This window comes from Streptomyces sp. NPDC001544 (assembly GCF_042894285.1).
Classification (GTDB): domain Bacteria; phylum Actinomycetota; class Actinomycetes; order Streptomycetales; family Streptomycetaceae; genus Streptomyces.
This window is the reverse complement of sequence record NZ_JBIAVN010000011.1, coordinates 162123-183314: the sequence shown is the minus strand read 5'-3', so window position 1 is coordinate 183314 and position 21192 is coordinate 162123. Positions and strand designations below refer to the sequence as shown.

The 21192-nt window shown below is 68.6% G+C and carries 20 protein-coding genes and 4 pseudogenes; 13 read left to right on the top strand and 11 right to left on the bottom strand.

What is annotated here, in order from left to right:
• Window positions 1-98 precede the first annotated feature (98 nt).
• Entirely contained in the window at window positions 99-770 is a 672-nt protein-coding gene (locus ACFY0F_RS26505; RefSeq protein ID WP_388799092.1) for a YoaK family protein, read from the bottom strand.
• Between the two features lie 270 nt (window positions 771-1040).
• Window positions 1041-1240: pseudogene (locus ACFY0F_RS26500) on the bottom strand (WhiB family transcriptional regulator).
• A 99-nt stretch (window positions 1241-1339) separates the two neighbouring features.
• Here ACFY0F_RS26500 and ACFY0F_RS26495 point away from each other — a divergent pair.
• Window positions 1340-1483, top strand: coding sequence for a hypothetical protein (locus tag ACFY0F_RS26495; RefSeq protein ID WP_388799089.1), 144 nt, complete (start codon window positions 1340-1342; stop codon window positions 1481-1483).
• A gap of 105 nt (window positions 1484-1588) precedes the next feature.
• A complete protein-coding gene (locus tag ACFY0F_RS26490; protein WP_388799086.1) occupies window positions 1589-1852 on the top strand; it encodes a hypothetical protein in 264 nt (87 codons plus the stop codon).
• Window positions 1853-1873: 21 nt separating this feature from the next.
• On the opposite strand, the gene ACFY0F_RS26485 is transcribed toward ACFY0F_RS26490, so the two are convergent.
• Together ACFY0F_RS26485 and ACFY0F_RS26480 are read right to left on the bottom strand one after the other, a co-directional pair.
• The gene (locus tag ACFY0F_RS26485) at window positions 1874-2368 is read right to left on the bottom strand and encodes a DUF3237 domain-containing protein (RefSeq protein ID WP_388799083.1); all 495 of its coding nucleotides are present in this window, start codon (window positions 2366-2368) and stop codon (window positions 1874-1876) included.
• Window positions 2365-2814, bottom strand: a complete 450-nt coding sequence (locus tag ACFY0F_RS26480) for an ester cyclase (RefSeq protein ID WP_388799080.1) — start codon at window positions 2812-2814, stop codon at window positions 2365-2367. The genes ACFY0F_RS26485 and ACFY0F_RS26480 overlap by 4 nt, the downstream gene beginning before the upstream one ends.
• Before the next feature lie 49 nt (window positions 2815-2863).
• On the opposite strand from ACFY0F_RS26480, the gene ACFY0F_RS26475 reads away from it, so the two are divergent.
• Complete coding sequence (locus tag ACFY0F_RS26475; protein ID WP_388799077.1) at window positions 2864-3493, top strand: TetR family transcriptional regulator C-terminal domain-containing protein; 630 nt, start codon at window positions 2864-2866, stop codon at window positions 3491-3493.
• A 7-nt stretch (window positions 3494-3500) separates the two neighbouring features.
• Here ACFY0F_RS26475 and ACFY0F_RS26470 read toward each other — a convergent pair whose 3' ends face one another.
• Window positions 3501-3710, bottom strand: coding sequence for a hypothetical protein (locus ACFY0F_RS26470; RefSeq protein WP_388799074.1), 210 nt, complete (start codon window positions 3708-3710; stop codon window positions 3501-3503).
• Between the two features lie 151 nt (window positions 3711-3861).
• On the opposite strand from ACFY0F_RS26470, the pseudogene ACFY0F_RS26465 reads away from it, so the two are divergent.
• The 5 genes and pseudogenes from ACFY0F_RS26465 to ACFY0F_RS26445 all read left to right on the top strand — a co-directional run.
• Window positions 3862-4370 (top strand): annotated as a pseudogene (locus ACFY0F_RS26465) (hypothetical protein).
• Window positions 4367-4987: a hypothetical protein gene (locus ACFY0F_RS26460; protein WP_388799071.1), complete on the top strand. Its 621-nt coding sequence runs from the start codon at window positions 4367-4369 to the stop codon at window positions 4985-4987. Before ACFY0F_RS26465 ends, ACFY0F_RS26460 begins: the two are co-directional and overlap by 4 nt.
• A gap of 98 nt (window positions 4988-5085) precedes the next feature.
• Window positions 5086-5691: a hypothetical protein gene (locus tag ACFY0F_RS26455; protein ID WP_388799068.1), complete on the top strand. Its 606-nt coding sequence runs from the start codon at window positions 5086-5088 to the stop codon at window positions 5689-5691.
• 819 nt (window positions 5692-6510) lie between these two features.
• Window positions 6511-8178: an RICIN domain-containing protein gene (locus ACFY0F_RS26450; RefSeq protein ID WP_388799065.1), complete on the top strand. Its 1668-nt coding sequence runs from the start codon at window positions 6511-6513 to the stop codon at window positions 8176-8178.
• A gap of 143 nt (window positions 8179-8321) precedes the next feature.
• Window positions 8322-8582 (top strand): annotated as a pseudogene (locus tag ACFY0F_RS26445) (IS5/IS1182 family transposase); the annotation flags it as partial.
• 11 nt (window positions 8583-8593) lie between these two features.
• Here the strand turns inward: ACFY0F_RS26445 and ACFY0F_RS26440 are convergent.
• A complete protein-coding gene (locus ACFY0F_RS26440; RefSeq protein ID WP_388799062.1) occupies window positions 8594-9310 on the bottom strand; it encodes an SDR family oxidoreductase in 717 nt (238 codons plus the stop codon).
• Window positions 9311-9382: 72 nt separating this feature from the next.
• Here ACFY0F_RS26440 and ACFY0F_RS26435 point away from each other — a divergent pair, with 72 nt between their 5' ends.
• A complete protein-coding gene (locus ACFY0F_RS26435) occupies window positions 9383-10198 on the top strand; it encodes a helix-turn-helix transcriptional regulator (protein WP_388799059.1) in 816 nt (271 codons plus the stop codon).
• Between the two features lie 235 nt (window positions 10199-10433).
• Here the strand turns inward: ACFY0F_RS26435 and ACFY0F_RS26430 are convergent, their stop codons facing one another.
• Window positions 10434-12044 (bottom strand): MFS transporter, encoded by a 1611-nt coding sequence (locus ACFY0F_RS26430; RefSeq protein WP_388799056.1) that lies wholly within the window; start codon window positions 12042-12044, stop codon window positions 10434-10436.
• Window positions 12045-12083: 39 nt separating this feature from the next.
• On the opposite strand from ACFY0F_RS26430, the gene ACFY0F_RS26425 reads away from it, so the two are divergent.
• Window positions 12084-12473 carry a winged helix-turn-helix transcriptional regulator gene (locus ACFY0F_RS26425; RefSeq protein WP_388799053.1) on the top strand — a complete coding sequence of 130 codons (390 nt, stop codon included), beginning with the start codon at window positions 12084-12086 and terminating at the stop codon, window positions 12471-12473.
• Window positions 12474-12686: 213 nt separating this feature from the next.
• Here ACFY0F_RS26425 and ACFY0F_RS26420 read toward each other — a convergent pair whose 3' ends face one another.
• Both ACFY0F_RS26420 and ACFY0F_RS26415 read right to left on the bottom strand, forming a co-directional pair.
• Entirely contained in the window at window positions 12687-13883 is a 1197-nt protein-coding gene (locus ACFY0F_RS26420; protein ID WP_388799050.1) for an NAD(P)/FAD-dependent oxidoreductase, read from the bottom strand.
• Window positions 13880-15901: a LodA/GoxA family CTQ-dependent oxidase gene (locus ACFY0F_RS26415; protein WP_388799047.1), complete on the bottom strand. Its 2022-nt coding sequence runs from the start codon at window positions 15899-15901 to the stop codon at window positions 13880-13882. The genes ACFY0F_RS26420 and ACFY0F_RS26415 overlap by 4 nt, the downstream gene beginning before the upstream one ends.
• An 856-nt stretch (window positions 15902-16757) precedes the next feature.
• On the opposite strand from ACFY0F_RS26415, the gene ACFY0F_RS26410 reads away from it, so the two are divergent.
• Window positions 16758-16931, top strand: coding sequence for a DUF5133 domain-containing protein (locus tag ACFY0F_RS26410; RefSeq protein WP_388799271.1), 174 nt, complete (start codon window positions 16758-16760; stop codon window positions 16929-16931).
• 192 nt (window positions 16932-17123) lie between these two features.
• Here ACFY0F_RS26410 and ACFY0F_RS26405 read toward each other — a convergent pair whose 3' ends face one another.
• Window positions 17124-18245 carry a PP2C family protein-serine/threonine phosphatase gene (locus ACFY0F_RS26405; protein ID WP_388799044.1) on the bottom strand — a complete coding sequence of 374 codons (1122 nt, stop codon included), beginning with the start codon at window positions 18243-18245 and terminating at the stop codon, window positions 17124-17126.
• Between the two features lie 448 nt (window positions 18246-18693).
• On the opposite strand from ACFY0F_RS26405, the gene ACFY0F_RS26400 reads away from it, so the two are divergent.
• Both ACFY0F_RS26400 and ACFY0F_RS26395 read left to right on the top strand, forming a co-directional pair.
• The gene (locus ACFY0F_RS26400; protein WP_388799041.1) at window positions 18694-18960 is read left to right on the top strand and encodes a hypothetical protein; all 267 of its coding nucleotides are present in this window, start codon (window positions 18694-18696) and stop codon (window positions 18958-18960) included.
• A gap of 831 nt (window positions 18961-19791) precedes the next feature.
• The gene (locus ACFY0F_RS26395; protein ID WP_388799038.1) at window positions 19792-20541 is read left to right on the top strand and encodes a phytanoyl-CoA dioxygenase family protein; all 750 of its coding nucleotides are present in this window, start codon (window positions 19792-19794) and stop codon (window positions 20539-20541) included.
• A gap of 79 nt (window positions 20542-20620) precedes the next feature.
• Here the strand turns inward: ACFY0F_RS26395 and ACFY0F_RS26390 are convergent.
• Window positions 20621-21184 (bottom strand): annotated as a pseudogene (locus ACFY0F_RS26390) (transposase); the annotation flags it as partial.
• Window positions 21185-21192 lie beyond the last annotated feature (8 nt).

Genomic DNA, 21192 nt, shown 5'->3' with positions numbered 1-21192 from the left:
CAACGATGCCCAGGGATTCGAAACAAGGGCGACGGAGGGTACGGTCGGGATCCCGGCGCTGAGGACGAGGCGCAGGCTCCCTGCACACCGGCAGGCGCTCAGGCTTCAGCCTCCGAGGCTCGGCGGGCCCGTGCGGCGGCATGTTCGTCGTGGACGAAGAGCACCAGTCCCAGCGCGAGAAGGCCGGCGAGCGCCCACACCGCGTGGACACCCTCCCAGTGCGTGAGGAGGCCACCTGCGATCGCACCGGCGAGGAAGCCGCAGATGACGGCGGAGAACCGGCGGGCCCGGCGTGCGGCGTCCCAGTCGCGCTCGATGACCGCCAGATAGGCGCTCTGCGTGGCGGTGCGGAGGTTGCCGGTCGTCATGGCCGTGCTGTAGGCGGTATCCACCAGCTTGCGGAACGTGGCTACCTGCAGAGAGGCGGTGAAGGCCACCAGCACGGTGGCGGCGGTGTCGGCGGTGCCTGACGGCAGCAGGCCCACGCAGGAGAGGACCAGGATCTCCAGAACGAGGGCCGCTCGGGCCGGCCACCTCACTCTGGCGGCCACCCGGGGCCGCTTGAGGGACTCCGCGACGAGCACGCCCAGGACGAAGGCGATGATCGGCGGAATATGACGTAGAGCCTCCGACCACTGGCGGCCCGCGGCGGCGACGCCCAGCAGGACGATGTTACCGGTCTGCGCGTTGGCGAACACGCCGCCCCGCCCGACGTACGTGTACGCATCGAGACCCCCGCCGACAATGGCCAGCAGAACCCCCAGACGCACCGAGTGTGCCGTGGGAAGGTGTGGTGATCTTTGTTCGGACATGCCTCCTGTTTCCCACTGCCTCCGGCGCATACTGACGTGATGTCTGGGCCGCCGGTCGAATCCAGTCAGCCCCGGGAACTGCGCACGACCAAGATAGTCGTCACGGCACAGAGGCTCGATGCCGGCGGGTGATCCTGCAGTCGCGCGGTCGGGTACCCGCGGGCCCACGTCAAGGGATCCCCTTCGATCAGAACCGTCCTTGTGACGATTCCGGGATGCTTCGCTCTCTCAGCCATTGGCAGCCGGGCAAGCGCGGCACATATGTTCGGCACGGGCCGCTTCGAGCAGACTGCGCCAGGACGTCACAGTGGGCCGCCGGCGCAGCAGGGCGCGGCGTTCTCGCTCGGTCATGCCTCCCCAAATGCCGTGCTCGATACGGCGATAGAGGAGGCCAGGCAGTCCGTGCGTACCGGGCAGCCGCTGCACACAGCTTTCGCTGTCGGCGACGACTGAAAAGTGGCTCTGGATCACTACCCGTGCTGGAGCCACGATGCACGCGTCGCCGACAGGGGGGCGAGCTGAGCGGTATGACGGTCGTGTTCGCGGCGGCGTGTGCGCTGTGGCTGGTGCTGTGGCGCAGGCGCACCGGGCGCGGCCGGCCGGCATGGCCGCTTGTGGTGCTGCTGTTCGGTGCGGCTGTTGCATTGGTCGTGGCGGCCATGGCCGGGTGACTGGCGCAGGCAGGCCTCCACGGCCGCGAGTGTCTCTTCCCCACGACCACACCAACTAGCAGACAAGCCGACAGTCACATGATCAAAAGGTTTTGTTAGAGCCCCTTGGCGCCGGAGTTCCTCACCGACACCCAGATCCTGGGCGCGGCCGTGGAAGCCGACATCGACACCAGCCACTGGGAAGAGCTCCGCGAGAAGGCACGCACCTACGTCCATGAGGCCCATGAGCTGCCCCCGCGATTCGACCCGGACCCCGACGCCCGCAGGCTCTGGGCGTCACTGTTCGAGCACTACCGGCCGATCGCGGCCGCCCTGTCCGTAGGCGCGACAGCTGTCCCGTCTCAACCGAACCGAAGCGGATCGTCGTGACAGCCCTTCGGCCTTCGGCGCTCATTCGACCTGGGCGACCTTGTAGGCGATCCCACCTTCGATGAGGTAACCCGCTCCGACGCAGACGATGTCGTTCAGCCATGCGTACTCCTGCGATCCGGTCTCGAAAAGCGGGTTGGTGCGGAAGTAGTACCGGGCCGGGTCGATGTCGTACCTCTTGGCCGGATCGGCGATGTCGGCCCGCAATTCGGGCGGGGTGACCCAGCGGCCGCCGTAGGTCATGTACACCAGGGCGCCGTCGTGGGTGCGCAGGGTGAGGCGCACGTCCAGCGACATCGTCCCGTCGGGACGGAACAGTGCCCAGTCGCCCCCGATGGGGAGCACGTCGCCGTGCAGGCGCGGTCCGTGGAAGGTACCTCCCGTGTCGCCGAAGAGGGTTCTGCGGCCGAGCGGGCCGGTGCCGAAGTCCAGTCGGGGGCTCAGGTCGATGACGAGGTCGAACAGGTGGCACGTGGTGATCTCGCCGAAGGACTTCGTGCGGGGGTCGGGGGTCATGCGCTGCCTCCCAGCAGGGTGTGCCGGACCTGGTCGGTGGAAACGCCCGACTGGGCGCACAGCTCCGCGAGGTCGAGGAAGAACCGTTCGCCGGCGATCAGGCCGTCAGCGAAGGTGAACCGGAGGAACACCGGCAGTTCGGCGCGCCTGCCGTTGGGCGTCACGCCGAACCGGTCACCGGTCATGGTCATGCGTGCCGTTCCCCAGCAGGCCAGGGTGTCGTCGTTGCCGGCGTGCCCGTCGAGGGTCACCTCGTAGTCGGGGAAGGAGGCGAAGAAGCGTGCCAGCGCCCTCTCATTGGCGGGCAGGCCGCGGGCCTTGGTGCCGAAGGGTGGCGACTCCAGCAGTACGTCCTGGTGCAGGAGCCGCAGCGCCGCAGGCAGGTCCTGACGGCTCTTGGCGTGCGCCAGCGCCTGGGCGAGCTCGAACATCTGATGGGTGTTCACACAGAAAACGTACGGTCGTACGTACGTATTTCGCAAGGGGGGTGGCACAATGAGAACGGTGAGCGAGGATGTGCAGGACGGGCGCCTGCTTCGAGGTCTGCGGTCGCGACGGACGATCGTGCGGCACGCCGTCGACACGGCGTCGTTGGAGGGGCTCGACGGGCTCAGCTTCGGTCGGCTCGCGACGGACCTGAACGTGGGCAAGAGCAGCGTCCAGACGCTCTTCGCCACGAAGGAGAAGCTCCAACTGGCCGTCATCGAGGCGGCGCGCGAGGCCTTCGAGGAGGCCGTGATCCGCCCCGCGCTGGCCCGGCCCCGGGGTGCCGAGCGGCTGCGCGCCCTGGTCGAGCACTGGCTCGCCTACGCCGAGCAGCCGCTGTTCCCGGGCGGCTGCTTCTGGGCGGCAAACCTGCCCGAGTTCGACAGCCGGCCGGGCCCGGTGCGGGACATGTTGGCCGGCCAGCAACGAGCCTGGCGCGACCGCATCGCCGCAGAGCTGCGACACGCCGTCGATGATGCGGGGACGAGTGCCGACCTCGATGCCGACCTCACAGCGTTCCAGATCGACGCCGTGCTCACCGCCGCGAACACCGCGATGCGCCTGGGCGACGACACGGCGGCCGCGAAGGTCCGCCGCGTCGTCGACAGCCTCCTCGCGCCGCTGGCCGCACCCGGCTGAGAAATGATCACTCGTTCTTGAGGTCGTCAGCGAGGCGGCTGGCTGCTCCGGTCTCGATGGGACCGCGTGGTTCGATCTCCTCGCCGACGAGGCGGGCGGTCGTGAGCCGGATCATCACAACCTGGGCCGGATCATACCTGTACTCAGCGAAGCGGACGACCCTCAGTACTGGCGCCGCCTGCACGAGATAGCTCGACGTGTCGCGGATTCCCCGCACGTAGCCACCAAATGAGATGACCTCCTACTAGAGGTCGTTCCCTTTTCGAACCTCGTGTGCGGATTCCGCTGGTCAGACATGGGATTGCGGCTGTCACGGAAGACTCGAGTCGTTGTTGGTCGAGTTGCCGTGGGGGTGTCGGATGCCGTCGATGCGGGCGGTTCTGGAAGCGCGGCGGAAGGCCGCGATGGTGCGGGTGGAGGAGCTCGAGGTCGAACTCGAGCAGGTGCGGGCGGACTTGGCTGACGCAGAAGAGGTCCTCAGACGCCGGGTGATCGGGCTCGAGCAGTATCTGGAGGCACTGGCGGAGGAGGAAGCACCCGCCATGGTGGTCGGCGGTCCATCGCGGAGGAAGCCGGTAGGCCCGCGCCGTGCGGTGCCGCATCGGGAGAACGCGGCCGGGGTCGAAGACCCGCCGCTCGACTACCAGGCGGTGATGGCCGCCGCGGCGGAGGCCGGAGACGACGGGCTGGGCGCCCGGCGGGCGGCCGTGGTGCTCGGCTGGGACAGCGCCTCCGCCTCACACGTCGAGGGTGCGAGAGCACGGCTGAAGAGGCTGGTGGAACGGGGCTGGCTGGTGGAGACGAAGCCCGGACGGTTCACACCCTGCCGGCAGGGCAGCAGGCCGATGAGCTCGTGCGGCCAGGCGGCGGTTCATGAGTGCGATCATCGACCACCGCATGACGGCTTCGCTCGTGTCGGTGGTGTCGGTGGACGTGAGCAGCGAGACGGTTCGGCCGAGCCGGCTTCGCACTCCTGAGGAAGCGGGTGCTCCTCGCTCCATGACGATGCAACACGTGAAACGCTTCCGGCATCGATCAACCCCACCGCAGGAGCCGCGAATGTCCAGGACCGCCGACATCGATCTCGTGTTCGCACGTGCCGTCACCGTGGGCGCCGTGGTGCGATCCCTGGCCGGTGAGGGGTGGTCGCTGCAGGAACCGCTTGGTATCTCCTACGTAGTCAACAACGACGACCTGTTCGACTGGCAGTCGACTTCGACCGACCAGGCAGCCGAGGTCCTGACCCTGGTTGATTCACCGGCCAACGTCGACCACGACGTCGGTGTCTGCATCTATCACTCAACTGCGGAAACCGGTGGCCAACTGCTTTTTCATGCTGGCCGATCGCACTGTTCCTTCATCCCGACGATCGACCGGCGGAGCCTCTCCGGAGCACCAGCCCTCACGGACATGGCCTGGTATCTGAACGCACTGGTGCCGCCCCTGCTTGCCCTGGGGCTGGCCAGCTACGAAGCGAGAGACCTCGCTGACTGAGACTCGTTCGTCAGCAGCTCTCGGTCGACATCCGGACAGCACGCGCATACGGAGCGGACCTACGGGCTTGCCGTTGGGCCTTCCTCACCGATCAGGCCGTGGGCACGCTCGCCCGCCGCGACCCCGCCGCAGCCGAAACCATCGCCGCGCCGCTCTCAGCCCCGGAGTTCCTCCACGACACCCAGATCCTGGGCGCGGCCGTGGAAGCCGACATCGACACCAGCCACTGGGAAGAGCTCCGCGATACAGCACGCTCCTACGCCCATGAGGCCCATGAGCTGCCCCCGCGGTTCGACCCGGACACCGAGGCCCGCAGGCTATGGGCGTCGCTGTTCGAGCACTACCGGCCGATCGCGGCCGCCCTGGCCGGCCACCTCCGTGAACTGCCGCCCACCTGGCAGGAAGACCTGTTCACCCCCAGCCCCTACTCCCCCGCCGGCCACCGGCCGGACCCGGAGCAGCCGGGGCCGGAGACCGCCCCGTACGACGTGTCCTGGGAAGATTGCCCCACCTGCTTCGAAGCCCAGGACCAGTGCCGCTACCACGCAGGAATCATCGCCGGCATGGAGTACCGGCGAGACCTGATCACCACGGCCCTGACCGACCACACCGCCTTCGACCAACTCCATCATCGCCACGCCGAACGCGAAGCCAGCCGCGCGCAGACGGCGGCCGCCGACACGAGCACTCCCGCCACCGCATGACGCCCGCCCCGGGCGTCGACTCCCCGTCCGTGGCCGCCCCGTCGCCCCAACCCGCCCGTTGAAACGGCCCGCTACACCGCCGCGGTCACCACGCGGAGGCAGACCGTGCGGCAGCGCTTGCACCCTGCCGAGCTGCACGCCCGGCTCACCGAGGGCGGCTCCCTGATCATCGACGCGGTCGACGAGCTCACCCACCCGTCGGCCGCGCAGCGATGGAGCTGAAGCGCTGGCTGCGCACAGGAGCCGTTCCAGCCGCCTTTCTGGGAGAAGCCCGGCCTGGCGGGCGCATGCGGTGGCCAGCGTCTCCCGCCAGCCTGCGGTGGAGTAGACCGGAAGCCTGCCCTTAAGCGGCTGATAGGGCATCTCCATCGTCACGCGACCCACCTGAGGGAGATCGTGCCCTGTCGGGCACCGGCCTGGTCAAGGCGCGGGGCCGGCAGACGACTTGTCTGACGGCTCGAATCCGCTCGCCTCGGGCGACCACGTTGAGAAAACGGCTTCCCAAGCAAGTACGCGTCGCCAGGATGGGCCAGCCCTCGCACTTGCAGGCAAGCACTCTGTGCGATCCCTTGACCCTGTACCGCAAGGCTTCTACGTTGTGCGCTGAGAAAACCATTGCGCTGTTACGCAGCGGTTCGTGCCCCACACCGGTCGGCGTGGCGCCGTAGGACAGACGGCCTCCTGCTGACGGTGTTCTGTGCTGTCGCAATGCTCAACCCCCACCCCTTTGGAGGGCATTTCGTCATGCGTGGATACGAGCATCACCGACCCGCCCGACCGCTGACCGGAGCTGCCAGACTTGCAGCCGCGTTACTGGCCGTGGCTTCAGCCATGTTCGCCGGGGCGCCCTCCGCTCAGGCGGCCGCGCCTCCGTCAACCACCCTCGTGGTCAACACCAACCAGATCCTGCGCCCGGTCACGCACGTGGCGACAGGCAGTTTGTACGGTCTGGCGAACGCCACGGCCCCGGCCGACGACCTGGTGCAGGCGATCAAGCCGAACACCTTCGTGCAAAAGCCGCAGGACGGTCATCAGCAGCCGACCGGCGACATCCTGACGGTGGCACCGAAGGCGGCCAGAGCCGGAGCGAAGGTGGTCAACCGGTTGTCGGACTACTACGCGGGCTGGCCGTACCAGTTCAGCTGGAGCAACTGGCTGAGCGTGGTCGACGACCAGATCGCGCGGACCAAGGCGTCGGGCATCACGAACCTGGCCGCGTACGCGCCGTGGAATGAGTCCGATGGCACCTGGCGGTCCTCCAACGGCACGTTCGAGGACTTCTGGACCAGGACCTACCGGGAGATCAGGTCCAAGGACACCACGACGCCGATCCAGGGCCCGAGCTTCTCGGACAACATCAGCGACATGGACAACTTCTTGAGGAACGCGGTCGCCACCAACACGGTGCCGGACATCATCGCCTGGCACGAGCTGTCGAGGTCCTCCAAGATCGCCGGTGACGTGGCGACGGTGACCGGTCTGGAGCAGAAGTACGGCATCAGTCCGCGGCCGATCGCGATCGAAGAGTACGCCGCCCCCGCCGAGGTGGGTGTTCCTGGTGCTCTGGTGGGCTACATCGCCAAGTTCGAGCGCCTGGGCGTCCACGACGCCGAACTCGCCTTCTGGAACCAGTCCGGGGCGCTGGGCGACCTGCTGACCGGCCAGGGCGGCAGCCCCAACGGCGCCTACTGGCTCTACAAGTGGTACGCCGACATGAGCGGCAGCATGCTCGTGACCACCCCGCCCGCGCAGACCGGAATCGACGGAGCCGCCTCCCGCAACAGTGCAGGCAACGAGATCGACGTCGTCTTCGGCGGCAGCTCCGGCGGCTCGGCCGTGACCGTCACCGGACTGGGCTCGCTGTCGGCCTTCGGGTCCACCGTCCACGTCAAGGTCGAGTACACACCTTCTCCAGGACGCACGGTAGCCGTGTCCGGGCCGACCACCCTCTCCGAGTCCGACTACGCCGTGAGCAATGGCTCCATCACGGTTCCGGTGACCGCGAACAGCACCTACGGCTACCACATCGTGATCACGCCTGGGAGCGGCAGTGGCTCCCCCCATGACGGCAGTTACCAGATCACCAACAAGAACAGCGGTCTGGCGCTCGACACCCAGAACGGGGCCACCAGCCAAGGCACGCTGGTCGACCAGGCCACCTTGGGCGGCTCGGCTACCCAGACCTGGACGCTGGTGTCCGCGGGTTCGGGCCTGTCCAAGATCCGCAATCAGGCCAGTGGCCTGCTGCTGGGAATCACCAACCAGAGCACCTCGGCCGGCGGCACCGCGCTGATCTGGGGTGACAACGGCACCCCCGACCACTTGTGGCGGGTAGTGTCCGACGGCACCGGCTACTACAAGATCGTCAACTACAACAGCAACCTGCTCCTGGGGGTCCAGAACATGAGCACCGCCAGCGGCACCCAAGTCCTCCAATGGGACGACAACGGCACCGCCGACCACCTGTGGAAGCTCAACCCGCGCTGACCCCTGGTCGCACCTGCAGGTTGTCGCCGCCTTGACGGACAAGGCGGCGACAACCTGCAACGCGCGTTCTGTCCTGCCCCGGACGGTCGGCGAGCGAAGCGGCGAACTGCGCACCATTGAGGGATGCAAGCGTGACCACAGCGCTCGACGAACGCGGCCCGCACGGGCCGGATCGCGCGCACAAAGGCGGGAAGGCGTCGATCCAGGCAAGCCGAGGGCGGCACGTGGAGCGCACCCACGCCTGGCAGCACGCCTTCCACCGCCTCGCTCGCTGCTACGAGCGCTGGGCCACCGTCATCGACGCCTTCTTCGACCTCGCCGACACGATCACCACCGTGCGTAGCCTGATCCGGCGGGCATGGACGACTCACCGCTGGGACACCCGTTCCCGGCGCCGCCCATGACTGGTCGCCAATCACCAGGGCACGGGCGTTCCGTCCCAGGAGAAGAAGCCACCGGTGGGGCCGTCGTCCGGCAGCAGGGCCAGGCGGAGGGCACCGTGAGCGGCCTCGGCCGGGTCGCCGCCGGCAGCGGCGGCCCGGGGGTTGAGTTCGGTGGCCCGTATGCCGGGGGCGAGCGCGTTGACCTTGAAGCCGTCCTCGGCCAGCGTCTGGGCGTAGAAGACGGTGAGGGCGTTGAGGGCGGCCTTGGACGACCGGTAGGCGGCACCGTTGCCGCTTCCTGGGGTGAATTGGGGGTTGGGGTTAGTGCTCCAGGTCAGCGACGCGGTGCCACTGGAGATGTTGACGATGCGGGGGCGCGGGGACCGTCGCAGGGCGGGCAGGAAGGCATTGGTCACCGCCACCACCCCGAATACGTTGGTCTCGTAGGTGCGCCGGTATTCCTCGATGAGGGTGTCGGCCGGCGGGGCGAGTGACGGTGAGATGCCGGCGTTGTTGACCAGCACGTCCAGGTGTTCCATCTGAGCTGCGGCTTGTGCGATGCCGTCGGGATCCGTCACGTCGAGGACCAGCAGCCGGGCGCCGGCACCGATCTCCTCAACGGCCCGCTGTCCGCGCCCGGGGTCGCGCGAGCCCACGTATACGGTGAGGCCCTCGGCCGCGAGCAGCCGGGCGATGTGCTTGCCGATGCCCTTGTTGGCACCGGTGACCAAAGCTGTGCGATCGTTCATGGGAACAACGGTCCCCTGGCCGTGGGCGCCCTGCCAGGGACAACCTGTACCAGGCAAGTGGCAGGAGGTGGCATGGCGCGGCAGGAGATGGCCTGCTTTCTACGGGACCGTCGTGCGGGCCTGCGTCCGCACGAGGTCGGCCTGACGACGACGGGCACCGCCCGCCGTACACCGGGCCTGCGCCGCGAAGAGGTCGCGGAACTCGCCCACATGTCGGTCGACTACTACACGCGACTGGAGCAAGCCCGCGGACCGCGGCCATCGCCCCGGATCCTGGACGCGCTGGCCCAGGCCCTGCGGCTCACGCCGGCCGAGCGCAGCCACCTCTTCCGCCTGGCCGGATCGAACCCGCCGCCCGGCAGCAACGCGGTGCGGCGGGTACGCCCGCACGTGGCCCGGATGCTGGAGCGGCTGCCCCAGACCGCTGCCATCGTCACTGACGCGGCGTACGGCGTCGTCGCCTGGAACCCCCTGGCCCAGGCACTGCTCGGCGGCGACCTCGCGCGCGGGACGACGAACCTGGCCCGGCGCCGCTTCCTGGGCCAGGGACGGATGTATGAGAGCTCCGGCGCCGAGGAGTTCGGGCACATCGTGGTGGCGCGGCTTCGCCGGGCCGCCGACCGCTACCCGCACGACCCGCAGGTGACCGCCCTGCTGGCCGAATTGCACGTCGGCAGCGAGGAGTTCCGGCAGATCTGGCAGACACATCCGGTCCATGCTCCTGGGCACCGCACCAAGACCCTAGACCACCCGGAAGTCGGCACGCTGCGGTTGAACTGCGACGTCCTGCTCGTGCCCGAGGATGACCAGGAAGTCGTCCTGATCACGGCCGACCCCGGATCACCTGCCGTGCGGGCCCTGCACAGACTGGCCAGGCAGGCGACCTGAAACCAAAGACGCGGACAAGTCTCTCTCCAGCAGTCACAAACCGTCGCAACTACATGAAGTCACGGGCTGCAGGATGCGGATAATCACCGATGGTTGCCACATGAGGAGGTCGCAGGGCCGAGAGATCGTGGTCAGGTCTGTGACAGACGGTCATGTAGTCGGGCGTGGCGGAACTGGTAGACCGAGCCGGTTTGACGCAGCACGCCACTGCGGTGGGCGTCTTCGAGGAATCGGTTCAGCCGCAGGGGCGTCCGCCCGAGAAGCGCGAGCCAAGCCCGGCTGAGCAGGTAGACGCCCCACGATCGAGACAGTGTCGTGGTGAGTCCGATGGCGAGTCCGAATACGTGGCGATCTCGGTGACTGGCTGCTTTTCGGCCGCTGGACGTTGCGCCGTGGAGAGGGAGCGCAGCAGGGTGGCGGCGAGAAGGAGAGCGACGGCGACGATGCCCGAGCCGATGCGGAAGGCAAGCTGGTAACCACTCGTGAGTGCCGAGGTGGTGCTTGCCCCGTCGCCCAGGAGGGCGTCCGTGTGCGAGGTGGCGAGCGTGCTGAGGGCCGCAAGACCGAAGACACTGCCGATCTGCTGCATGGTGTTGAACATGCCGGAGGCGGTCCCTGAGTCCTGGGGCGTGGCCGCTGACATTGCGAGCGTGGCCAGTGACGGCATCGCGAGGCCGAAGCCGATGCCGAGCGGCAGCAACGCGGGCAGGACGTCCACGACATAGCTCCCGCCTGCCGGTACGCGGCCGAGTCCGGCGAGACCTGCCGTGATGAGCGCGAGTCCTGGAAGGAGTACGGCACGGGGGCCGAAGCGCGCGATCAGCTTGGGCGAGAGGCCGAGGGACAGCGCACCGATCGCGACCGAGACCGGGAAGATGCCGAGGCCGGTGTGCATCTCGTCGAAACCTAGCACCTTCTGCAGGTAGAGCACGCACAGGAATTGGAAGCTGAACATCCCGGACACCATGAGGGCCTGGATTCCGAGCGCTCCCGAGACGTTGCGTGAGCGGAACACACGCAACGGCAAGAGCGGGTGGGGCGCCTTCGCCTGGCGGGCGACGAATGCGAGGAGCAATGCGAGTGCCGCGGTGCCGAAGCCCAGTGTGTGTCTGGAAGTCCAGCCGTAGTTGGTGGTCTCGACGATCGCGTAGACGCCGAGCATCAGCGCGGATGTGCCCAGGAGCGCGCCCACGACATCGGTTCCCTTGTCGAGTCCGACACCGGGTTCGAAGGCGAGCGTGCGCCCGGCCGACAGCGCGGCCACGATGCCGATCGGGACGTTGACGAAGAAAATCCAGTGCCAGCTGATGGTCTGCGTCAGGGCGCCGCCGGCGAGGAGGCCCATCGAACCGCCGGCGGACTGGACGAAGCTGTAGACGCCGATGGCCTTGGCCCGTTCGTTCGGCTGCGGGAACAGGGTCACGACCATGCCGAGAGTGACGGCAGATGTCACTGCGCCGCCGATGCCCTGGACGAACCGGGAGGCCAGCAGCATCGCCGGGTCCTGGGACACGCCGCACAGCAGCGAGGCGGTCGTGAAGACGCTCAGGCCGGCGATGAAGACACGCTTACGCCCGATGAGGTCGCCGAGCCGTCCGGAGAGCAGTAGCAGGCCACCGAAGGGGACCAGATAGGCGTTGACCACCCAGGCCAGGCTCGACGAGGAGAAACCAAGGTCCCGCTGGATGGACGGCAGTGCCACGTTCACGATGGTCCCGTCGAGGATGACCATCAACTGTCCGGCGCAGAGCACGGCCAGTGCCGACCATCGTGATGTCTGTGCTGATGTGTCGGTTCTCCGCACGGGAACCCCTTCCAATGGTGCACGACTTGTTACAGCGGTCATCCTCTGTAACCATGACGTGCGGTGGAAGGAGGCACTTTCATGTCACGCAGTCACACCGATGTGTCCGACCAGGTCAGCAACGAGGCGTGCCCACTCACCGAAGTCCTCGACCGCGTCGCGGGCAAGTGGAGCATTGGAATCCTCGTCGCCGCCGCACACGGGCCGGTCCGGTTCACCGAGTTGGAACGCGCCATTACAGGCATCAGCCGACGCATGCTCACCTTGAACCTGCGCAAGCTGGAACGCGACGGCTTGCTCATCCGGACCGTCTACCCCACCGTGCCACCCAAGGTGGAATACAGCCTCACGCCCATGGCCCGCGAACTCCACGCAACCCTCGCTGGGCTCGTCGGCTGGGCAGAACGCCACCGAGCCGACATCACTGCTGCCCGCGCCACCTACGACGCCGCCACGGCATCGGCTACCTGACGCCTGCGGCAGATCTGGCAGGCGTTGAGCGATCTCCTACTGGCGGACGCTCTAAGAGAGAACAGGTCATGAAGAGCCCCGGCGCGGGTGTGACGCTGGAGCTGATCAGGGGTGCCGCGCCCGGTCGGCGTCGGCCGTAAGACGCCGCCCAGCCGTGCCTTCGCTGCGGCACGGTCCAGCCGGTCTCGGTGACGACTCGGGGCCGTTCGGTGTTCATGACGTGCTGGGCCCTTCCTGCGGTCGGCAGGACGAGTCGGGGAGGTCGGCCAGGCGCCGCGCCCAGAACGAGCGGTCGGTCCAGCGGGCCTCCTGGGCGTGGATGACACGATGGCCGCGCAGATACGCGCTCCGTGCGGCCGCGACCTTGTCCGCGTATGCGGCGAGGGCCGAGTCCGCGCCGTAGGGGGCGCGACCCAGGCGGGTGTCGACGGCCAGTCCCGCGCCCAGCCCGGTGTAGAGAGCGGTCAGCACGCCCTGGGAGGAGAGCGGGTCGAACGCGACCGCCGCGTCCCCGGCGGCGGTCCAGCCGTCTCCGTACACCGTGTCCAGGTGCGCTGTGTGCGCGGCGGCCCGACGGGGCGCGGCAGGTGACATGGGCGGGGGTCCGTCCCGGTGGACCCATCGGGACACGTGGCGGGTGGCCGTCATCCGTCGGCGGAAGTGGCGTGCGGTGTGGGAGGCGGCGGGCAGGTCGGCGTCGGTGAAGTAGGCGACCAGTCGCCCGCCAGAGGGCTGCGGGGCGGTGTACCACCAGCCGTCCTCGTCGGACTCGACGAGGGAACGGCGGTCGGTGTCCAGCGGGTCCGCCTCCAGGGGCACGTACAGAGCTGTGAGCCGGTCCCGGACCCGCCGCCGGGCCCCGCAGCGGACGGCGATCGCGGCGGCGCGGCCGGTGGCGTCGATCACCCAGCGGCAGCGCACCAGACGCTCGCCACCGGACCGGGTACCGGCAGGTCCGGTACCGCCGCGCAGGACCAGGGTCCAGCTGCCGTCCGGCGTCCGCGCGGTGTCGCGTACGGCCGAGCCCTCGGCGACCTCGGCCCCCGCCGCGCGCGAGGCGTCGCGCAGACGCCGGTCGAACAACCGCCGGTCGAGGTGCCAGCCATGGCCGTGCGGGTCGTTGATGAAGTCCACGGCGTGCAGGTCGGCCGAACCCCACGCCGAAAGACTGCCGTAGCAGGGCAGATGCCCCGAGTCGAGAACACGGTCGGCGACGCCGAGGTCGCCGAGCAGAACCCGCCCGGCGGGCACGAGCGTCTCGCCGACCTTGGGCGGCCCGGTGCCGGCATCCGCCAGCAGAACCGTACGGCCGGCACGGGCGAGCACGAGCGCGGCGGCGCAGCCGGCCGGGCCGCCGCCCGCCACCACGACGTCGTAGGTGTCCGTGCCGGGAGCGAGTGCGGCGCTCACCGCGCGTCACGGAAGGGGTCGAGTATCTCGAGATATCCGGCGGTGATCTCCTCCTCGCGGTAACCGGTCGCCCGGGCGGCCTCGCCGATCACCCGTGCCGCGGAGGCGGCCTCGGCGGTTTCGGGGGAGAGCCTTCCCTCGGGCAGGATGCCCGCCGCCGCGGACAACACGTGCGGACCCGCCTCGGGCACGTGCAGGTTGACGAGGTTCGCCGTGTCCGGTGCCTGGTCGAGCGGTTGTCCCGGGCGCGACTCCACCAGGATCCGTTCCGGGAACTTCCCGTCGCCCACTGTGTAGTCGCGCACCTCGACGATGCCGAGCTTGGGCCAGTCCTTGATCATCTGTGTGCGCTGCTGGTTCATGGTGCCGTTGAGGCCGCGCAGCCAGGTCGCCCGCCGCTCGAACGCCTCTTCCCGGGCGCTGTCGTCGCTCCCGGTCGACGGCGTGTTGACCTTCTCGAAGTCCTCCAGCTTGAGGACATGGTTGGGTGCCTGGGCAGGCCAGAAGGTCGGCAGGTAAGGGCTGTACCGGGGCCCCAGGTTGGCCAGCACCTCATAGCCGGAGCGGCAGCTCGCGGTGTCCGCCTGCCAGGGGGCGGCCATCCAGCGAGTGAGGTCTCCGGGCCCCTGTGCGTGCAGGGGGCCGTTGGCGGCCACCGCCTCCTGCGGGGTGAGGGTGGGCCCGTAGTCGGGTTCCGCGGTGCCCGTGGCGCGGTGCAGGATGCGGAAGGGTTCACTGAACATGCTCGGGTGCCTGATCGGCCAGGTGACCTCGCACCCCGGGTGGAACGCGTCGGCGGCGCAGTTCTCCAGGGTCGCCCGGTCCAACAGCCCCGGCTGCTCGCCGACAGGGGCGTCGTCGACCGTGGGGCGCGGCTGCCGCAGGGGTCCGGCCAGGAAAGCCCCGTCCGCCCAGCGCTGCAGCATCCAGTCCTGGGTCGGCGACAGTACCAGGTGCTGACGCACGGACTTGGGCGTGCTGGCCATGGCGTCGCCGTAGATCCACGGCCACGGCAGCGGGGACTTTCCGTCCCGGTCGTAGTCGCGCAGGGCGGCGTACGTCTGGCGGCGCAGTTCCCGGTTCCGGTCGGACGGATCGGCGAGCCTCTTGCGCATGGCAGGCGAGAGGAAGAAGTGAGGGCCGTTCCAGCCGAACTGCGCCGCGAATCCCTGGTTGACCCACTGCAGATCGCAGAACCGGCGGAAGATCGGCTCGATGTGATCGGTGAACGAGATCTGCTGCGGGCGGGTCAGCGAACCGGCCTGGACGAAGACGTCGAAGAGCAGGTCGTGGAGGGTACGTATGGACTTCACGCCGGGGGCGTAGTCCGGAGGCCCGACCACGACCCAGGCCGGGGCGGCGGTCAGATCCTTGCCGTCGATACGGACCGTCGCCGTCACCGGGCCGTCGGACACGTCGTCGTACCAGGTGTTGTTGTTGGCGACCCCAGTGATCGGCTGGTTCGTGTAGGAGGCGGAGTTTCCCCGGCCACCGAGCACCAGCAGACGGCCGTCGGAACGGGTGGAGATCTCGCCGAGGTACACCGCCTTGCCCATGATCTTGCCGGTGTCGAACTTCTGCGTCTCGGTCTTCGAGCCGCGGACGGTGCGGCTTCCGGGGTCGTTGACCAGCTTCTTCCTCTCGGCGCCCACGACGTCGGCGTTGCGCAGAGCGTATTGCTCTGCCGCGAGCGTGTTGCCCTCGGGTATGTCCAGCGCCAGATGGAACTGGTACCAGGCGGCCTTCTTGTTGGCCAGATGCACCGTCCACTGGATCTCGGAGACACCCTCGGTGCCCGGCTTCAGCTCCCTCACCACCTCCCCCGCGGCGTTGTAGCCGTACACACGGAACCGTGCGGCCTGCCTGCGGAGCGCCCCGGAACCGTCCTTGTAGGAGCCGGGGTCCGCTGGTTTCTGGTCCGGTGATTCCGGGCCGATGAAGGGTGCTTCGAGACTGTTGCCGACCCGGGCGACACCGATGGCGGGGTGAATCTTCACCTTCACGATCTGACTGTCCATCGAAGAACCTTCCGTTGGGGGCCGTCGGGATGCGGTCTCGCATGTAAGACGCGCAATTCCGCCCGGGGGTCACACTCCGACGGGGCTGATCGACGGCCGATCATCATTGACCTCCTACCAACTGCTGTCGTACGCACGAGTTCGCCCCGGTCGGAGGTGTGTTGCCGCACCTGAGGAGATCGCCGGCGGAAGTCAGCGGACGCGTCTCGATCAGCTCACCACGCCGGTGAGGACCCGGCACGCACGAAAATGCCGTACCGCCCCGCCTCGTCGACGGCCTCCTCGCCAAGACCTGCCTCAAGCTTCCGGCCGCCGTGACTCGGCCATGGAGGTGCACCTGGTCGAGGAGAACGCCCTCGCGCGTCAGGGCGAAAGCCGGCACGGTACGGCGGCGCGCGCGTACCGGAGGCTCGTCCTCCGCGACAAGTCTGAGCTGGCCCGTGACGTCCCGCAACAACAACCGGGGGCGAGGTGCGGAAAGGCTCCGGGGCAGGGCTCCACCCGGCGCCAGTCCGTCACCCGTCGGGCCCGGGAGCTATGCAGGCAGGATGCCGGCATAGCTCCCGAAGTCAGGGGGATGCTCGAATGTCGACCAGGTGGCTGTCTCTGGGGCACCGACGACGAGGACTCCGTGTGGCACGCCGCCATCGACCGGGACCTGCGGCCGCCAGTTCAGGACGCGTTCCATCTGGGTGGTGCTGGCGCAACCGCCCAGCGGGTCGCCGGGCGGCATCGGCGTCTCCCGGAGCTGGGTGCCGGGGTAGGGCGGCGATGAGGTCAGCGACGCGGCGGATGCTGGTCGGGCGTCCGGTGCCGATGTTGATCGTCTCCCCGTCGGCGGCCCGGGTACGACGCGCTGCGGATCCTGCATGCCGATGAGGGAAACCCGGAGGTCCGCCGGCGTATGGACGACCTCGCGTGCATGTTGTGCGTGTCCACCGGCACCCGCGGTATCGACGCTGCCCTCGTCTCCGCACGGTTCCGGCTGCCTGGCGCCAGCACAGAGGACGATTCTTTCGTGCCCACCTGACCCTCCGCTACGGACGAATGTTCCTTGAGACGTGATCTGCGTGCGCCTGCGGGATGAGAGACGGTGGGGCGGGAACCGGGCTGCGCACCCGTTCCCGTGCGAGGTCGGCGTGCATGACGGGACGCATGCCATCACTGCCGGGCTGACAGGTACTGGCCTGGTCGAGGACGAGCGGAGTCCGGTGGCCGGGGATCAGACTGTCACGCGGCGGATCGCGACTACGGCCGCGTCGTCGTTGAGGTGTCCATCGACGTGGGCCAGCAGGTCCTGCTGGAGATGGCGCAGTAGATCGTCGGGGTCGTCCTTGGCCCACTCCATCACCCGTTCGGTGAAGGGGTAGAAGTCTCCGTCGGCATTGCGGGCTTCGATGACGCCGTCTGTGTAAAGGAGCAGCAGGTCGCCGACCTCGAACGGGAAGGTCTGGACGTCGTAGGCGGCCATGCCGAAGACCCCGCCTAGTCCGATCGGAAGGTGGCTCGCCTCGGCCACGAGTGGGATGAGCTGATTCCCCCGCAGAAGGAGCGGTGGTGGGTGGCCGCAGGAGATGAGGTGGACGACCTGCTCGTGGTCGGGGATGTCGAGCAGCATGGCGGTGGCGAAGTCCTCGTTGGTGTCCTGCTCTGTATGTGATCGCCACTGGGTGGTGTCCCAGCGGAGCGCGGCGTCCAGGTGGACGGCGAGGCGAGGGAGGGTGGCCTGTCGATGGGCGGCTGCGCGGAAGGCGCCGAGCAGCAGGGCGGCATTGCTGATCGCGGGCAACCCGTTGCCGCGTACGTCGCCGATGAGGAGCCGGGTACTGTGGTGGGCGGTCCGTGCGGCCGCGTACAGGTCTCCGCCCAGGTCGGCTTCTTCCTCGGCGGGGATGTACATGCCGGCGATCCACAACGGGCCGACGTGTGTGGGCAGTGGCTGCAAGAGCACACTCTGTGCTGCCTCGGCCACCGACCGCACCCGGTGCAACTGCCGCTCACGCCGGTCCCGCAGCACGCAGAAGGTGACACAGACGGTGGAGACGACGATCAGGGCAGCGACCTGGACCTGGATGTTGGCGGTGGGCAGGACGCCTCTGAGCACGCCGATCAGCACCTGGGCCGCCACCGCGAGAGCTCCCATCAGCGCCGTCACGCGGGCACCGGCGAACGCCACGGTGATCGCGGGTGCTGCCACTAGCAGTGGACCGAGGTGGATGTGCGGGGGAGCCAGCACATCGACCACACACACGGTGACGATCAGCCCCAGTGGGATCACGACCAGCGCGGGTGCGTGACCCGGCCGCCAGGAATGCCGCAGGTTCAGCCGCGCTCGAAGGGCCATGCCTCCAGCTTTCCACCTCCATCCGCATGCGGGGATGTCGCCGCTCCGGGGACCGGATGCCGTGGTTGTGTGAGACGGAAGTCCTTCATCGGACGCCCTGAGCAAGCAGGCCGCCGTCAGCGATCTCGGCCAGTCGCCCCACGAGGCCGGATGCCCAGCGGCACGGCAACCCGCCGCCCGCGGCGAAGGAACGTGACCCGTCGCTGGTACCCATGGAGATGACCTGGCACTTCACGAGCCCCCGGGTCGCCTGGTCGCTTCCGGACGGCGTACAGCGCCGACAGGGAAAGGTCATGTCCTGGACATTCCGGCATGGCCGGCGGCTGGGCGTTCCTGATGTAAGGCCCCCGGCTTCGGGCCCGATGCCGAGGCGCTCGCCCGGCTCGGCGTCACCGAGACGGTCCACCTGAGCGCCACCTCCGCGAAGGCCATCTACACCTTCGCCCACATGCATGACGGCCGCCGCATCGACGACGACTGGGGTGCCCTGGAGCTGATCTGGTACGACTGCGGCCGCGCCCCCTACTTCCGAGGCGGTCAGCTCGACTTCCTCAACCAGGCCATACGCCGCGCCGAACTCGACCACCCCGAACTGACCAGCGAGTTCGAGCTGTACTTCCACGCCCTGGAGGACGCCTTCGGCCTCCAACTGCCCCGGCAGGACATTCAGCAGGGAACGGTCCGGGCCGCGCAGTGGGCACGCCGCGACAGTTGACCGTTCCGCCCCGAGAGCCTGCCGAGGACCGTGGCATCTCATGGCAGCCCGCCTACCCCCGGGCATGCCCCCCACCTCGACGGCCGCGCAGCCGTGAAGGGCACAAGGCAGCAATCCACGTCCCTCGAGTCGCTCCTGCGCAAGCGGGGATGATCCCGGCTCGTTTCGCGACAGCCATCCGCCATCCTCCCGCGCGAGCGCACTGCAGGCTTACTCCTGAGGCTGGCCGCCGCGGTTGAGTCCGTCTCCAGCATCCCTGTGCGTACTTGCCGTTTCGGTCGATAGGTCGGAGTTGGTGAAAGTGTCGAGAACCGGCTTGGCGGCAACGGAAGAATGCAGGTCACCTCGGCGGTCACGGTCTCGTGCAGCTGCCGCTCAGCCGTCGCACGCAGCTTCTCCGGCATGGCGTACGGCATCGCCGCGTCCACGGCAGCCGCGACCGCGCGGCGCCGGGCCCGGCTACCGAACCGCCGGTCCTCGCACCGCGGACACTCCCGGCCCGTATCGAGATGCATCCCCTCGTCACACAGCTGGTCGCCGCACTTCTGGCGCTGCGGCAGGGCACGGGTGACCAGCCAGCCCACCGGGCTCAGGACTGCTGCGGTTCGCATCTGCGAAACACTTTCTACCGGACCGTCACCCGCAGGGTTTCCGCGCCGGGGTCGGCGGCGAAGGGGATGAGCATCCGGCGGCCACGCCGCCGGCCAGCTGGTGCTCTGACCGGGAAGGTTCGCCGGGTCGGTTGCGCATTGCGGGTCGAGGTGCTTTCTGCCTCAAGCGGCAAGGGAAATTCGGTTGTCCGAGTCCCCCACTGCCTGTTGCACTGGCGACATGGGGCAGATCACCGGGGAGATGCGAGCCTCCTTCCTTCGCGACGGGTTCGTCGTCGTGCCGGACGTGCTGGACGCGGCGCAGATCGCGAGGGGGCGAAGGATCGTCGAGGGGATGCTGGAGCGGAAACCGCCTGACCCTGGTCACCGGGGACCGTACTTCCTGTTCCCTCGACTCGGCTCTGTAGGACATCCGCTTCTTGAGTTCTACCGGAGTGCAGGAATCGGTGAACTCGCGGGTGAGCTGCTGCGGCCGGGGCTGAGCGTGTACGAGCCGGAGTTCGCGCAGCTCGCCCTGACGCTGCCGCCCTGGCCGAACCCGCCCGGAGGTCCGCACGTCGACGGGCTCACCCCGCCCGAGCCGGATGGCCGCCCCGGCACGTTTTCCCTCCTTGCCGGGGTGTGGCTGACCGACCAGAGCCTCCCACACCGGGGGAACCTATGGATCTGGCCAGGCACGCACCTGCGCTTCGGGCAGTTCCTGGCTGAGCGCGGACCCGACGCATTGCGCCTTCAGGACATGGTGCCCGGTCCGTACCCGCCCGTTGAACTGGGCGACCCCGTGCAGGCCACCGGCACCGCTGGAAGCGTTCTTCTCGCGCACTACCTGCTCGGCCACAACATCGGCGATCACGTCGCAGGCGAACGGCGGGAGACGATCTACTACCGGCTGATGGCCCAGGGGCACCGGGAAGGATGGCGCGACTACGTCACTGACCCCCACGTCGAGTTCCGGGCGGAGTCGGTGTAGCAAGCGCTGCCTGGCTCTGGCAGAGCATCGGATGAGAGTCACGGTGCACTGCTGTGATCGCATGGATTCGCCGCGTCGTTCAGGCCGCGGTGGCGAGGGGGCGTCGGCCCCAGCGGATTCCCTTCTCGCTGCGGATGCGGGCGCGTTCCTTGCGTTCGGCGGCCAGGACGTCGCGATGGCGGGCGTTGGCGTTGCGCCAGCGCAGGTAAGCGTGCAGGGCCCGATTCTGCACGGTGTGGTTGGGATAGTTCGAGTTGGCGATGGTGAACTGCCTCAGCGGTCCGAAGCGCGCCTCGATCGGGTTCGCCCACGAGGCGTAGGTCGGAGTGAAGCGCAACTCGACCTTGTACTTCTTCGCCCAGCGGCGGATGTCGGCGCCCTTGTGGGCGGATAGGTTGTCCATGATCACGTAGATCGGTGCGCCATCGGGCCGGGCGGCGCGGATCGACCTCAGCGCGGCCAGCGTGTTCGCAGTGCCTTTCCTGCGGTGGTTGACACCCCACAGGCGGTCGTCGCCGACCGAGTGACAGCCCTGGAAGTAGCGCACCCCGTGAGTGCGGTGGTAGGTGGCCGGCACCCGGTCGGGATGTTTCCGTTCGGCCCAGCCCCAGCCTGCGGTGGGCCGGATCCCGAGCGGACCCACCTGGGCGC

What these genes read in the sequence shown, in the direction of transcription:
- ACFY0F_RS26440 (WP_388799062.1), bottom strand. Translation starts at nt 9,310, where the DNA reads ATGAACGATCGCACAGCTTTGGTCACCGGTGCCAACAAGGGCATCGGC.
- ACFY0F_RS26400 (WP_388799041.1), top strand. Translation starts at nt 18,694, where the DNA reads ATGCATGACGGCCGCCGCATCGACGACGACTGGGGTGCCCTGGAGCTG.
- ACFY0F_RS26395 (WP_388799038.1), top strand. Translation starts at nt 19,792, where the DNA reads ATGGGGCAGATCACCGGGGAGATGCGAGCCTCCTTCCTTCGCGACGGG.
- ACFY0F_RS26485 (WP_388799083.1), bottom strand. Translation starts at nt 2,368, where the DNA reads ATGACCCCCGACCCCCGCACGAAGTCCTTCGGCGAGATCACCACGTGC.
- ACFY0F_RS26430 (WP_388799056.1), bottom strand. Translation starts at nt 12,044, where the DNA reads ATGACCGCTGTAACAAGTCGTGCACCATTGGAAGGGGTTCCCGTGCGG.
- ACFY0F_RS26495 (WP_388799089.1), top strand. Translation starts at nt 1,340, where the DNA reads ATGACGGTCGTGTTCGCGGCGGCGTGTGCGCTGTGGCTGGTGCTGTGG.
- ACFY0F_RS26415 (WP_388799047.1), bottom strand. Translation starts at nt 15,901, where the DNA reads ATGGACAGTCAGATCGTGAAGGTGAAGATTCACCCCGCCATCGGTGTC.
- ACFY0F_RS26435 (WP_388799059.1), top strand. Translation starts at nt 9,383, where the DNA reads ATGGCGCGGCAGGAGATGGCCTGCTTTCTACGGGACCGTCGTGCGGGC.
- ACFY0F_RS26405 (WP_388799044.1), bottom strand. Translation starts at nt 18,245, where the DNA reads ATGGCCCTTCGAGCGCGGCTGAACCTGCGGCATTCCTGGCGGCCGGGT.
- ACFY0F_RS26460 (WP_388799071.1), top strand. Translation starts at nt 4,367, where the DNA reads ATGAGTGCGATCATCGACCACCGCATGACGGCTTCGCTCGTGTCGGTG.
- ACFY0F_RS26425 (WP_388799053.1), top strand. Translation starts at nt 12,084, where the DNA reads ATGTCACGCAGTCACACCGATGTGTCCGACCAGGTCAGCAACGAGGCG.
- ACFY0F_RS26475 (WP_388799077.1), top strand. Translation starts at nt 2,864, where the DNA reads ATGAGAACGGTGAGCGAGGATGTGCAGGACGGGCGCCTGCTTCGAGGT.